This window comes from Streptomyces humidus (assembly GCF_014649655.1).
In the GTDB taxonomy this organism is placed as follows: Bacteria; Actinomycetota; Actinomycetes; order Streptomycetales; family Streptomycetaceae; genus Streptomyces; species Streptomyces humidus.
This window is the reverse complement of record NZ_BMTL01000016.1, coordinates 82627-95511: the sequence shown is the minus strand read 5'-3', so window position 1 is coordinate 95511 and position 12885 is coordinate 82627. Positions and strand designations below refer to the sequence as shown.

At 72.1% G+C, this 12885-nt stretch carries 11 protein-coding genes; 8 read left to right on the top strand and 3 right to left on the bottom strand.

The genetic code is table 11. The annotated features are described in order from the left end of the window. The first annotated feature begins 90 nt into the window (after positions 1-90). The 4 genes from IE239_RS19750 (at position 91) to IE239_RS19735 (ending at position 5528) form a co-directional block, all read left to right on the top strand. Positions 91-1233, top strand: a complete 1143-nt coding sequence (locus tag IE239_RS19750; RefSeq protein ID WP_229878199.1) for a LacI family DNA-binding transcriptional regulator — start codon at positions 91-93, stop codon at positions 1231-1233. Positions 1234-1443: 210 nt separating this feature from the next. Next, complete coding sequence (locus IE239_RS19745; protein ID WP_190150694.1) at positions 1444-1800, top strand: YciI family protein; 357 nt, start codon at positions 1444-1446, stop codon at positions 1798-1800. 44 nt (positions 1801-1844) lie between these two features. Then, positions 1845-3188 (top strand): RNA polymerase sigma factor, encoded by a 1344-nt coding sequence (locus IE239_RS19740; RefSeq protein WP_190150693.1) that lies wholly within the window; start codon positions 1845-1847, stop codon positions 3186-3188. A 288-nt stretch (positions 3189-3476) separates the two neighbouring features. Then, positions 3477-5528, top strand: coding sequence for a cell wall-binding repeat-containing protein (locus IE239_RS19735; RefSeq protein WP_229878198.1), 2052 nt, complete (start codon positions 3477-3479; stop codon positions 5526-5528). Here the strand turns inward: IE239_RS19735 and IE239_RS19730 are convergent. After that, positions 5506-6705 carry a class I SAM-dependent methyltransferase gene (locus IE239_RS19730; RefSeq protein ID WP_190150692.1) on the bottom strand — a complete coding sequence of 400 codons (1200 nt, stop codon included), beginning with the start codon at positions 6703-6705 and terminating at the stop codon, positions 5506-5508. The two genes, IE239_RS19735 and IE239_RS19730, sit on opposite strands and share 23 nt — an antisense overlap. Positions 6706-6888: 183 nt before the next feature. On the opposite strand from IE239_RS19730, the gene IE239_RS19725 reads away from it, so the two are divergent. The 4 genes from IE239_RS19725 to groL all read left to right on the top strand — a co-directional run bounded on the left by IE239_RS19725 (position 6889) and on the right by groL (position 11152). Further along, positions 6889-7947 carry a polysaccharide deacetylase family protein gene (locus IE239_RS19725; protein ID WP_190150691.1) on the top strand — a complete coding sequence of 353 codons (1059 nt, stop codon included), beginning with the start codon at positions 6889-6891 and terminating at the stop codon, positions 7945-7947. Further along, positions 7944-8741 (top strand): polysaccharide deacetylase family protein, encoded by a 798-nt coding sequence (locus IE239_RS19720; protein WP_229878197.1) that lies wholly within the window; start codon positions 7944-7946, stop codon positions 8739-8741. Before IE239_RS19725 ends, IE239_RS19720 begins: the two co-directional genes overlap by 4 nt. A 364-nt stretch (positions 8742-9105) precedes the next feature. Further along, positions 9106-9414 carry a co-chaperone GroES gene (gene groES / locus IE239_RS19715; protein WP_020132158.1) on the top strand — a complete coding sequence of 103 codons (309 nt, stop codon included), beginning with the start codon at positions 9106-9108 and terminating at the stop codon, positions 9412-9414. Positions 9415-9526: 112 nt separating this feature from the next. Next, positions 9527-11152 carry a chaperonin GroEL gene (gene groL, locus IE239_RS19710; protein WP_190150689.1) on the top strand — a complete coding sequence of 542 codons (1626 nt, stop codon included), beginning with the start codon at positions 9527-9529 and terminating at the stop codon, positions 11150-11152. 102 nt (positions 11153-11254) lie between these two features. Here groL and IE239_RS19705 read toward each other — a convergent pair whose 3' ends face one another. Beyond that, positions 11255-11962: an ester cyclase gene (locus IE239_RS19705; protein WP_190150688.1), complete on the bottom strand. Its 708-nt coding sequence runs from the start codon at positions 11960-11962 to the stop codon at positions 11255-11257. An 89-nt stretch (positions 11963-12051) separates the two neighbouring features. Then, on the bottom strand, positions 12052-12825 hold the full coding sequence (locus IE239_RS19700) for an SDR family NAD(P)-dependent oxidoreductase (protein WP_190150687.1): 774 nt from the start codon (positions 12823-12825) through the stop codon (positions 12052-12054). Between the last annotated feature and the right edge of the window lie 60 nt (positions 12826-12885).

Genomic DNA, 12885 nt, shown 5'->3' with positions numbered 1-12885 from the left:
GAATGTTTCGACATGTACTTCGAATGTTCCGGGAACCTATGGCGTCCTACCAGGTTCGTCAAGAGGTCGCGTGGCGATACGATCGCCGCCATGACACCCTCGGAGCCCGTGGAAACGCGTACAGAAGCGCGGCCGACACAGACCGCGACTCTCGCCGAGATCGCCCGCGAGGCCGGCGTATCGGCACCGACTGTTTCGAAGGTCCTCAACGGCCGGGCCGACGTCGCCCCCGGCACCCGCACGCGCGTCGAGGAACTGCTGCGCGCCCACGGCTACCGGCGGCGCCGGGCCGAGGCGACCCGCTCGCCGCTGATCGACCTGGTCTTCCACGAGCTGGAGAGCGCCTGGGCGATGGAGGTCATCCGGGGCGTGGAGAACGTGGCCCGGGACGCCGGGCTGAGCGTGGTGCTGAGCGAGAGCGCGGGGCGGCTCACCCCTGGGCGGACCTGGGCCGACCAGGTCGCCGCCCGCCGCCCGCACGGCGTCGTGCTGGTGCTGTCCGGGCTGGACGAGTCCCAGCGGGCGCTGCTGACCAGCCGGTCCATCCCGTTCGTGGTGATGGACCCGGCCGGTGACCCGGGCGCCGACGTGCCGTCCATCGGGGCGACCAACTGGCAGGGCGGCCTCGCCGCGACCCGGCACCTGGTCGAGCTGGGGCACCGGCGGATCGGGGCGATCAGCGGGCCGCCGCAGATGATGTGCAGCCGCGCCAGGATCGACGGATACCGGGCCGCCCTGGAGACGGCCGGCCTGCCGGTCGACCATTCGCTGATCAAGACCGGCGACTTCCATCACGAGACCGGCTACCGCCTCGGCCGCGAGCTCCTCGACCGCCCCGACCGGCCCACCGCCGTCTTCGCCGGCAACGACCTCCAGGCCCTCGGCTTCTACGAGGCCGCGCGCGAGCTGGGGCTGCGCATCCCGGAGGACGTCAGCGTGGTCGGCTTCGACGATCTGCCGGTGGCCCGCTGGGTGGGGCCGCCGCTGACGACCGTGCGGCAGCCGCTGACGGAGATGGCCGAGGCGGCCGCCCGGCTGGTCCTCGAACTGGCGCGGTCGACGTCGCAGGAGGCGCCGACGGCGACCCGGGTGGAACTGGCGACCAGCCTGGTGGTGCGCACGAGCACCGGAGCGCCGCCGGCCGCTGAGGGCGGCGTCCGGGACGGGGGCCCCTGCTCGAGCGAAGCCGAGAGCGGGGGAGTGGCCGGAAGTCGGCGTGTCGACGGGGCGTGACGCGAACCTCCGGACTCCACCGAAGTCAATCGGCTGAATGACCGAAACTTTCGGAAAGCTGCGCCATGAGATCCTCCAGGACCTCCCGACGGAGAACCCGGCTGGGATTCTCGAAGATTCCACCGCGAGGGTGTCGATCCGGGCCGCTCCCGTTCGACGCAGGGGTGAGAGGCCGGGAAGGACCCGGCTCACCTGACCGGAGGAGTCACCATGCCCCGTTACCTGTCGCTCGTGAGGATCGACGAGGCCGCCGCACCCGCCGAGGGCCCCAGCCCCGAGCTGATGCAGCGGATGGGAGAGCTGATCGAGGAGATCACCAAGGCCGGTGTGATGCTGCAGACCGAGGGGCTGACCCCCACCTCGCAGGGCGCCCGGGTGCACTACGAGGGCGGCAGGATCTCCGTCACCGACGGGCCCTTCACCGAGTCCAAGGAGGCCGTCGGCGGCTACGCGATCATGCAGTGCAAGGACCGGGCGGAGGCCATCGAGTGGACGAAGCGGTTCCTGAAGGTCCACGAGGACTTCTGGACCGTGACCTGCGAGGTGCGGGAGATCGCGGAGGGCTGAGCCTTCCTTGGTCCGCGGGCCCGGCGGGTGTTCGATGGGGGGCTGTGGAACAACAGCCCGCCTCGAACCCCCCGCCCGCCCCGGCCCCGGACGGCGGCCCGGCCTCAGACTCCCGGTCCGCCCCGGATGCCCGCGTCGCCCCGGATCCCCGCGTCGCCATCGAGACCGTGTTCCGGCTCGAGTCGCCCCGGGTCATCGCCGCCGTCGCCCGGGTCGTCCGCGACGTCGGGATCGCGGAGGAACTGGCGCAGGACGCGCTGGTGGCCGCGCTGGAACAGTGGCCGCGCGACGGCGTGCCGGACAATCCCGGCGCCTGGCTCACGGCCGCCGCCCGGCACCGCGCCGTCGACCTGGTCCGGCGCCGGGAGAACTACGCACGCAAGCTCCGGGAGATCGGACGGAGCCTGGACGAGGCGGTCCTGCCGGAGGAGCCGGCCGATCCCGACGCCATCGACGACGACCTGCTCAGGCTCGTCTTCACCGCCTGCCACCCGGTGCTGTCCGCCGAGGCCCGCATCGCCCTCACCCTGCGCCTGCTCGGCGGACTGAGCACGCCCGAGATCGCCCGCGCGTTCCTGGTCCCCGAGGCCACGGTGGCCCAGCGCATCGTCCGCGCCAAGAAGACCCTGGCCACCAGGAACGTCGCCTTCGAGGTGCCGTACGGACCCGACCGCGAGGCCCGTCTCGGCTCGGTCCTCGACGTGATCTACCTGATCTTCAACGAGGGGTACGCGGCCACCGCCGGCGACGACTGGCTGCGCCCGGCGTTGTGCGAGGACGCGCTGCGGCTGGCCCGGCAGCTGGCGGCCCTGATGCCGAAGGAGCCGGAGGTGCACGCTCTGGCCTCCCTGCTGGAGTTCCAGGCCTCCCGCACGGCCGCCCGCACCGCCGCCGACGGCAGGCCTGTCCTCCTCGAGCACCAGGACCGGCGCCGCTGGAACCGCATGCTCGTCGCCCGTGGCGTCGCGGCCCTCGACCGGGCCGGCGCCACTTCCACGGGCGCTCCCGGTCCGTACGCCCTCCAGGCCGCCGTGGCCGCCTGCCACGCCCGCGCCCGCACTTACGGGGACACCGACTGGGAGGCCATCGCCACCCTGTACGGCCTGCTGGCCGTCCGGGCGCCGTCCCCGATCGTCGAACTCAACCGCGCCGTCGCCGTGTCGATGACGGAGGGCCCGGGACCGGCCCTGGAGATCGTCGACGGGCTCGTCACCGAACCGGCGCTGCGCGGGTACCACCTCCTCCCCAGCGTCCGCGGCGACCTGCTGCTGCGCCTGGGCAGGCCGGCGGAGGCGAGGGCCGAGTTCGAACGGGCGGCGGAGCTGACGGGCAACCAGCGGGAGCGGGAACTGCTGAGGGAGCGGGCCGAGGCCTGCCGTGGGACCTGAGGCCACCCGGGAGCGGAACCCGGGGACCCGGTAATCCCCGCACCCGGAACTCCGCCGACGCCCGCCGATGTCCGGCGACGCGGGCGAGTTCTCGTGAACTCCGCTGTGTCGAACGTCTGTTGGCCGTAAATCCGTTCCCTTTGGGGTCTGTGGCGGCCTAGAGTGGTCCGGCCGCTGTGCAACGACTGTGCGGCCGACGGTTTTGGCGACGGGGGACGACGCCGACCCGGCCCGCGCGCGGCTCCATCGACATCATGCGACATCACGTGATCCCCGGGGGTCCACAACTTGAGACTGTTCACGCGCCGCCGCGCCGCGGCGCTCGCCACCACGGTCGTGCTCGCCACGGCGGGCGCCCTGGCCACCGCACCCGGCGCCGTCGCCGACGACGCGGGGCCCTGGCCGGGCGCCGAAGGCAAGATCCTCAACGACGGCGGGTTGCTCGTCGACCCCGTCACCGGCAAGACCAGCTCCGTCCCCAACGTGGGGAGCTACGCCACCTGGGCGCCCGACGGCAGCCGTCTGCTCAGCGTGTCGGGCCAGATCTCCAGCGTCCTGCCCAACGGCACCAAGAAGATCACCCTGCCGTGGGCGCAGGGCCTGCGCTCCAGCGCCCCGTACGAGGACCTGACGTTCTGGAACGGCGGCCGTTACGTCGTCTTCGCCAGCGGCGGCCAGCTCGCCTACGGTCCCTCCGACGCCTCCTGGGCGCCCGGTCCGCTGCTGCCGGCGAACCTGGAGCCGGCCACCGTCTGCGACTCCGAGCCGAGCGTGAACGTCAACGGACTGGTCGCGTTCGAGCGCCGTGCCGGAAGCTGCGACGCCGCCGCGGGCGTGTACCTCTACGACGCCGCCGCCAAGACGGTCAAGCTCGCGCTGGCCGACGCCGAGCAGCCCGCCTGGTCCCCGGACGGGACGAAGCTGGCGTTCGTCCGCAAGGACACCGACGGCAACCCGCAGATCTTCACGGCGAAGGCCGACGGCACCGACGTCAAGCAGCTCACCACCGGTCCCCGCCGCTACGCCGCCCCGTCCTGGTCGCCCACCGGCAAGCGGATCGTCTTCGACGCCCACACCTCGCCGAACAGCGACGACGTGCACACCGTCGAGTACGTCGACACGGCGACCGGCGAGCTGACCCCGGTCACGGACGCGACGAACAGCAGCCGTGTCGGGAACCCCAGCTGGCAGCCCCTGCGCAAGAACAGCACCGGACGGGTCTGGGGCGCCAACGCCTACCTCACCGCCACCGCCTCCTCCCGCTGGACCTGGAACACCGTCGGCCACAGCGAGCCCGGCCTGATGAACGCCAAGTCCGCCGTGCTGGTCAACCAGGACGACCCGGCCTACGCCGTCACCGCGCCCGCCCTGGCCGGCCGGAAGGAGGGCCCGGTGCTGATGACCCAGAAGACCGGTCTCTCGTCGACGACGAAGAACGAACTGAAGCGGACGCTGGCGCCGGGCAAGCCCGTGTACCTGGTCGGCAGCGCGTCCGTCCTCGACAACGCGGTCGCCAGCCAGGTGAAGGCGCTCGGTTACGTCCCCGTGCGGCTGACCGGCGCGGACCGGTACGCGACCTCGGTGACGGTGAGCAAGACCATCACCTCCGCGCCCAAGTACGTCTTCCTGGCCGGCGGCACCGAGTACCGCGCGGCCCTCTCGGCGGCGGCCGCGGCCGGCTCAGACGGCTCCGCCAGCGCGGCCGGCGTCGTCCTCACCAACGGCAACAAGCTGACCGCCTCGGTGCAGTCGTACCTGAACAGCCTCAACCCGGACAAGACCATGATCATCCCGGTCGGTTCGGCGGCGGCGTACGCGCTGACCCACACGAGCTTCCCGCGGTGGCCGTCGACGTACTCGTACTACCCGATCTCGGGCACCACGGACGGGTCCCTCTCGGTCGCCATCGCCCTGTTCTGGTGGACCGCGCCGAACATGACCGGCCTCGCCTACTCCGGCGCCTGGCGCGACGGCGTGTCGGCCGCCTCGGCGGTGAACGTCTTCGGCCCCCTCCTGTGGAGCAGCAGCGCCACCGCCCTGTCGCCCGAGGTGAACAGCTACCTCGTGCGCGAGAGCGCCTCCGTCAACTCGATGGTGGGCTTCGGCGGCACCGGCTCGCTCGCCCAGGCCGAGCTGAACACCGCGGGCGCCTCGATGAGCGCGGGCAGCGCCTACTTCACGTACCGCCCGTACTACAACGGCCTCGTCCCGGCGGCCACGTCGGCGCGGGCCCTCGCCGCGGGCGCGGGCGCCGACGCCTCGGACGCCGCGGTGCAGCGTCCCGACCGGATCGGCGTCCAGCCGAACCTGGCACCGCTCAGGACGCTCCACCGGCAGTGACGTCCGGCCCGGCGGGGGCGCCGACGAGCATCGTCGGCGCCCCCGCCACCCGGGTCAGGAAGACGGTCGCCGAGTGCGGCCCCTGCCCCTTGGTGAGCACCTTCTTCCGCAGCTCCTCCGGCTCCACCGCCGACCCCCGCTTCTTCACGGTCAGGATCCCCACCCCGCGTTCCCGTAGCAGGGCCTTCAACTTCTTCACGTTGAAGGGGAGTTGATCGGTGATCTCATAGGCGGTGGCGTACGGCGTGGGGCGCAGGGCATCCGCGGTGACGTAGGCGATCGTCTCGTCGATCAGCCCGCCGTCGACCTCACGGGCCACGTCGGCGACCAGATGGGCGCGGACCACCGCGCCGTCGGGCTCGTACAGGTACCTGCCGACCGGGCGCACCCGCGGGTCGGGCAGACCGCTGCCGAGCAGCGTCCGCGGCCCCGGCAGCAGGGTCGCCCGGACGGCGCCCGGGTCGCCGGTCCCGAACCACAGCACCGCCTCCTTCACGTCCCCGCCGTCCGAGATCCACTCGGCCTCGGCCTCGGCCGGGATCGCCTCGTGCGGCACGCCGGGGGCGATCTTCAGGGCGGCGCGGGGCGCGGCGAGGGCGGCGCCGACCGCCCAGGACAGCGGCGGCGAGTAGCCCTCGGGGTCGAAGACCCGACCGCGTCCGCCCCGGCGCGCCGGATCGACGAACACGGCGTCGTAGCCGCCGGTGTCCACCTCGGTGACGTCCGCCTCGCGCACCTCGATCAGTTCGCTCAGCCCCAGCGCCTCGGCGTTCGCCCGAGCCGCCTGAGCCGTGACCGGGTCCCGGTCCACGGCCAGCACCCGGATCCCGGCGCGGGCGAGCGCGATCGCGTCGCCGCCGATCCCGCAGCACAGGTCGGCCACGGAGGTCACGCCGAGGGCCCTCATCCGCCCGGCCCGGTAGCCGGCGACGCTCGCCCGCGTCGACTGCTCCACGCCGTTCGGGGTGAAGAACATCCGGTCCGCGTCCTCGGCCCCGAACTTCACCGCCGCCCGCTGCCGCAGCCTCGCCTGTCCGAGGGCCGCCGACACCAGGTCGGCGGGGTGCTCGCGGCGCAGCCGGGTGGCGACGGCGAGCTCGTCGGCGGGCGCGGTGCCGCGCACCGCGTCGAGGAGGGCGCGGCCCTCGGCAGTGAGGAGCGGGGCGAGGACGTTCACCCCGCCATTGTCGGCCAGCCGCCCGCCCCGCCGGTCGGGGGGCTCCACCGGCCGCCGTGAGAAGGCGCTCCGCCGGCCGGGTGGGCGCATGCGGCGGTCGGTGTGGGCCAGTCGGTGGATGGTGGGCGCCCGGCGGCGGTGTCGGTCCGGGTTCCGGGACGACGGCTGCGAGGATCCGGCGCCATGGGATCTGTCGTACAAAATGATGACAACCGCGGTTGTTCTCAGGGGCCGCGCCGGTGCGGTCGTACGGGAATCCGACGGGGTCGCGGGCGTACGGGAATCCGACGGGGCGGCGGCCGTACGGGAATCCGACGCGGCCGCGGGCGTACGGGAATCCTCGGCGCGTTCACCGTCCTCGCGCTGACCGCCCTCGCGTCCGGCTGCGCCGGGGGCGGCGGCGGGGGCGGCGGCGCTTCGCTCCGCCCCGCTGCGGGCCAGCAGCCCGAGAAGGCCGCGCCGCCGGAGGCGCCGGCGGCGCGCGCCCTGCACGCGTACGCCGGCCGGCTCCGCGCCGCCCGGCAGGCTCAGGTCGCGGCGGCGCGGCGCTGGGGCCTGCGGAAGGTCCCGCTGACGCCCCCGGCGCCGCCCGCGCGCAAGCCGGAGATCACCACCCGCAGGGGATTCGAGGTCGCGGACCACGAGGAACTCGGGCTGCCGCCGGTCTTCACCACGGTCCCGACCGAGGACAGGGTCGTCTTCCTCACCGTCGACGACGGCGCCGAGAAGGACCCGGCGTTCCTGCGCATGATGAGCGAGCTGAAGATCCCGTACACCGCGTTCCTCAGCAACTTCCTGATCAAGGACGACTACGGCTACTTCAAGAAGATGCGGGACCTGGGGGTGACCCTGAACAACCACACGCTCCACCACCCGTACCTGCCCGCCCTCTCCTACGCCCGCCAGAAGCGCGAGATCTGCGGCATGCAGGAGGTGCTCCGCGAGCGCTACGGCGACCGTCCCGCCCTCTTCCGGCCGCCGTACGGCAACTACGACCAGGACACCCTGCGCGCCGCGAAGTCCTGCGGCGTGCGCTACGCCCCGCTCTGGGACGAGGAGGTCTTCGTCGACCACTGGGAGTACCGGGAGTCGGACCAGGACCTCCATCCCGGCGACATCGTCCTCACCCACTTCCGCGGCCGCGGCGAATGGAAGGGCACGATGCCCGACATGGTGCGCCGCTTCGTGGACAAGGTCACGTCGAAGGGCTACGCGGTGGCCCGGCTGGAGGACTACCTGTGAGGGCGCGCGGGCTGACGGCCGTCCTGCTGGTCCTGGCGACCCTGACCGGTTGCGCCCAGTCCGTCGACCCGATCGAACGCCTGGGCAGAAAGGCCGCCGCGCAGGTGCGCGAGTCCGCCCCCGCCCCGTACCGCCGCTGGGGCCTGACGGCTCCGCCGGCTCCCGCGCCGGCCCACCCCGCCCGTGTCCTGCCGGGCAGTCCGGGAACGGGCCTCCCGCCGGTCCTCGACCACGTCCCGACCACCGACAAGGTCGTCTTCCTCACCTACGACGACGGCGCCGAACGCGATCCGCGCTTCGTCGACATGGTCCGCGAACTGCGCCTGCCGGTCAGCATGTTCCTCACCGACAGCGTGGTCGGCCCGGGGTACGCGCACTTCGCCCGGCTGCGGTCGGTCGGCGCGAGCATCCAGAACCACACCCTCGACCACCCGGTCCTGCGCGGTCTGCCCTACGCCGGCCAGCGCGCCGAGATCTGCGGCCAGCAGGACAAGCTCCGCTCCCGCTTCGGCCTGCGTCCCCGTCTCCTCCGCCCGCCCTACGGCGCCTACGACGCCACCACCCGGCGGGCCGCCGCCGACTGCGGCATCACGGCCCTCGTCCTGTGGCGCGCCGCGATGGGTCCCACCGGCCTCACCCGCGCCCACGGTCCCCACCGCCTGCGCCCGGGCGACATCATCGCCGTCGCCCCGGACGAGACGACGGGCCCGGTCCTGCGCGAGCGCACGACGCGCCTGCTGCGGCAGGTACAGGAGCAGGGCCTGACGGTGGCCCGCCTGGAGGACTACCTGTAGGACCTCGGTTGGCTCGGTGGGCGCGGTGCGGTGCGGCTCGGGAGCATCAGCCCGTCCGGCGTGTGGGACGAGGACGCCTCGGGGCCCTGAGCCGGGGGCCGGAGCCGCCGGCCCCCGGTGCGGGCCCGCCTGGAAGCCGGGCGGCAGGGGCACTCGCCCGGGCCGGAAATGTGGCCGACGCGCCGCGGGCATTGGCACTCCGCTTGACCGAGTGCTAATCCCGGTCATAGTCTCAGCTCTGGCACTCACCACTGGAGAGTGCCAACACAGCGACGGGCAGGTCCGGCACCCGCGACGACGGATCCACCTGGTCGCCACCTCAGACAGTTAACCCCGTGAGATCTCCGAAGGGGGAGGTCGGATCGTGACGACCACCAGCTCCAAGGTTGCCATCAAGCCGCTCGAGGACCGCATCGTGGTCCAGCCGCTCGACGCCGAGCAGACCACCGCCTCTGGCCTGGTCATCCCGGACACCGCGAAGGAGAAGCCCCAGGAGGGCGCCGTCCTCGCGGTGGGCCCGGGTCGCTTCGAGAACGGCGAGCGCCTGCCGCTCGACGTCAAGGTCGGCGATGTCGTCCTGTACAGCAAGTACGGCGGCACCGAGGTGAAGTACAACGGCGAGGAGTACCTCGTCCTCTCGGCTCGCGACGTCCTCGCGATCATCGAGAAGTAATTCACCCAGTTTTGCAGTGAACTGCGCCCCTGGCCCCCGCTACTCTGTGCAGCCGGGCGCTGGGGGCGCAGTTCGTTTCTCCCACGCTTTCCGAGAGGGCTGAACCGCTCCCATGGCGAAGATCCTGAAGTTCGACGAGGACGCCCGTCGCGCCCTCGAGCGCGGCGTCAACAAGCTTGCCGACACGGTCAAGGTGACGATCGGCCCCAAGGGCCGCAACGTCGTCATCGACAAGAAGTTCGGCGCCCCCACCATCACCAACGACGGTGTCACGATCGCCCGCGAGGTCGAGCTCGACGACCCGTACGAGAACCTCGGCGCGCAGCTGGTGAAGGAGGTGGCGACCAAGACCAACGACATCGCGGGCGACGGTACGACCACCGCCACCGTGCTCGCCCAGGCGCTGGTCCGCGAGGGCCTGAGGAACGTCGCCGCGGGCGCCTCCCCGGCCGCCCTGAAGAAGGGCATCGACGCCGCCGTCAAGGCCATCTCCGAGGATCTGCTGGCCACCGCCCGCCCGATCGACGAGAAGTCCGACATCGCCGCCGTCGCCGCGCTGTCCGCCCAGGACCAGCAGGTCGGCGAGCTCATCGCCGAGGCGATGGACAAGGTCGGCAAGGACGGCGTCATCACCGTCGAGGAGTCCAACACCTTCGGTCTGGAGCTGGACTTCACCGAGGGCATGGCCTTCGACAAGGGCTACCTGTCCCCGTACTTCGTGACGGACCAGGAGCGCATGGAGGCCGTCCTCGAGGACCCCTACATCCTCATCAACCAGGGCAAGATCTCCTCGATCGCCGACCTGCTGCCGCTGCTGGAGAAGGTCATCCAGACCAACTCCTCCAAGCCGCTGCTGATCATCGCCGAGGACCTGGAGGGCGAGGCGCTCTCCACCCTCGTCGTCAACAAGATCCGCGGCACCTTCAACGCGGTCGCCGTCAAGGCCCCGGGCTTCGGCGACCGTCGCAAGGCGATGCTGCAGGACATGGCCGTCCTCACCGGCGCCACCGTCATCTCCGAGGAGGTCGGCCTCAAGCTCGACCAGGTCGGCGTCGACGTGCTCGGCTCCGCCCGCCGCGTCACCGTCACCAAGGACGACACCACCCTCGTCGACGGCGGCGGCAACTCCGAGGACGTCGTCGGCCGCATCGCCCAGATCAAGGCCGAGATCGAGAACACCGACTCCGACTGGGACCGCGAGAAGCTCCAGGAGCGCCTCGCGAAGCTGGCCGGCGGCGTGTGCGTGATCAAGGTCGGCGCCGCCACCGAGGTGGAGCTGAAGGAGAAGAAGCACCGCCTGGAGGACGCCATCTCCGCGACCCGCGCCGCGGTCGAGGAGGGCATCGTCTCCGGTGGTGGCTCCGCTCTGGTCCACGCCGCCAAGGTGCTCGAGGACGGTCTGGGCAAGACCGGTGACGAGGCCACGGGTGTCGCGGTCGTCCGCCGCGCCGTCGTCGAGCCGCTGCGCTGGATCGCCGAGAACGCGGGCCTCGAGGGCTACGTCATCACCGCCAAGGTGGCCGAGCTCGACAAGGGCCAGGGCTTCAACGCCGCCACCGGCGAGTACGGCGACCTGGTCAAGGCCGGCGTCATCGACCCGGTCAAGGTCACCCGCTCCGCCCTGGAGAACGCCGCCTCCATCGCCTCCCTCCTGCTCACGACCGAGACCCTGGTCGTCGAGAAGAAGGAAGAGGAGGAGCCGGCCGCCGGTGGCCACGGCCACGGTCACTCCCACTGACGTAGCACGTCGCTGCCCACGGCAGTACCGAGGCCCGGCGTCCTGCAGACAAGAGGCGCCGGGCCTCGGCGTGCGTCCGCCGCTCCCGCGGCCGCCGGCCCGCTACTGCTCCAGCGCGTCCAGCGCCCCCAGCTGATCCATCAGGCCGAGCCGGTCGTACTGCCACCAGGCCTCGACGATCTTCCCGTCCTCCCGGCACCGGAAGACCGTCGTCCCGGTCATCGTGACCGTCCTGCCGGTGGCCGGGATCCCCATGAAGTCGCCCTTGTGGGCGCCGCGCCAGGTCCAGCGGTTGCACACCCGGTCGCCCTGGGCGATCTGGTCTTCGAGCGTGAAGGCGTAGTCGAAGCCGCCGCGCCACTCCTCGATCGCCCGACGCATCGCGTCCATCCCCATGGTGTCCTGCGGGTTGGCCGGATCGTGGTCGTGGTAATCCTCGGCGATCAGTCCGTCGAGCGGCGGCAGCTCGCCGCGCGCGCCGATCGTGTCGAAGAACAGCCGTGCCGTCCGCGCGTACAACTGCTCGTCCCGTACGACGTCGAGATCCGTGAACGTCGGCATCTCGTCGCACAGGGCGACCAGTTCCTGGAAGACCTTGCCGGTCTCCGGGAGGTTGGAGTTGCGCATCGCCTCCTCGTACGAGGGGAACTCCACGATCTCGATGAAGTGCGAGTCGTCGGAGCGGTCCTTGGCGACCACCGCGTGGGTCGCGGTCCGCTTCCCCCGGGTCCGCTCGACCCATGTGTCCATCAGCCGGTCCATCTCGTCGAACCGGCTGGTCCTGCAGTCGATGAGCTGTACGAACGTCATGACGTCGCCTCCGGCCCCCCTGGGTCCCGGTCGCCTCCCGCCCATCCTCCCACCGGAGCGCCCACGTCACCTGTTCAGCGCCGCCCCCGTCACTGCGGCCCGTACCTGCGGCCCGTCTTCGAGCTGATCCCGCCCAGCAGCGACCGGGGCGTCACCTTCACCAGACCCATCAGCGCCTTGTAGCGCGGGTCGGGCACCGACAGCGACTTCCCACGCGCCAGATCGTGCAGCGCCGCCGCGACCAGCTTGTCCGCGTCCAGCCACATCCAGCCCGGGATGTTGTCCGTGCCCATCCCGGCCCGCTCGTGGAACTCGGTGCGCACGAAACCCGGGCACAGCGCCATCAGCCGCACGCCGCTGCCCGCCAGGTCCTTCGCCGCGCCCTGCGTGAACTGCACGACCCACGCCTTGGACGCCCCGTAGGTCCCGCGCGGCACGAACGCCGCCACGGACGCCACGTTGACGACCCCGCCGCGCCCGCGCTCGCGCATCACCGCCGTCGCCGCGGACGTCAGCCGCAGCACCGCCTCGCAGTGCACCTTGAGCATCTTCAGCTCGTCGGCCATGGACACGTCGAGGAAGCGGCCCTTGTTGCCGAAACCGGCGTTGTTGACCAGCAGGTCCACGGGGTTCTTGCGGTCCCCGAGCCGGGCGGCCACCGCCTCGATGCCCTCGTCCGTGGCGAGGTCGGCGGTGAGCACCTCCGCCTCGATGCCGTGCCGGTCGTGCAACTCGGTCGCCTGCTCGCGCAGCCGCTTGGTGTCCCGTGCCACGAGGACGAGATCGTGCCCGTCCGCCGCCAGTCTGCGCGCGAACGCGGCGCCGATGCCCGCGGTCGAACCCGTAATCAGAGCCGTTGTCATGGCGCAAGGTTAGTGACCCGCGGTGCGGAGATCAGCTCTCTGCACGTGGCCTCCCGAAGG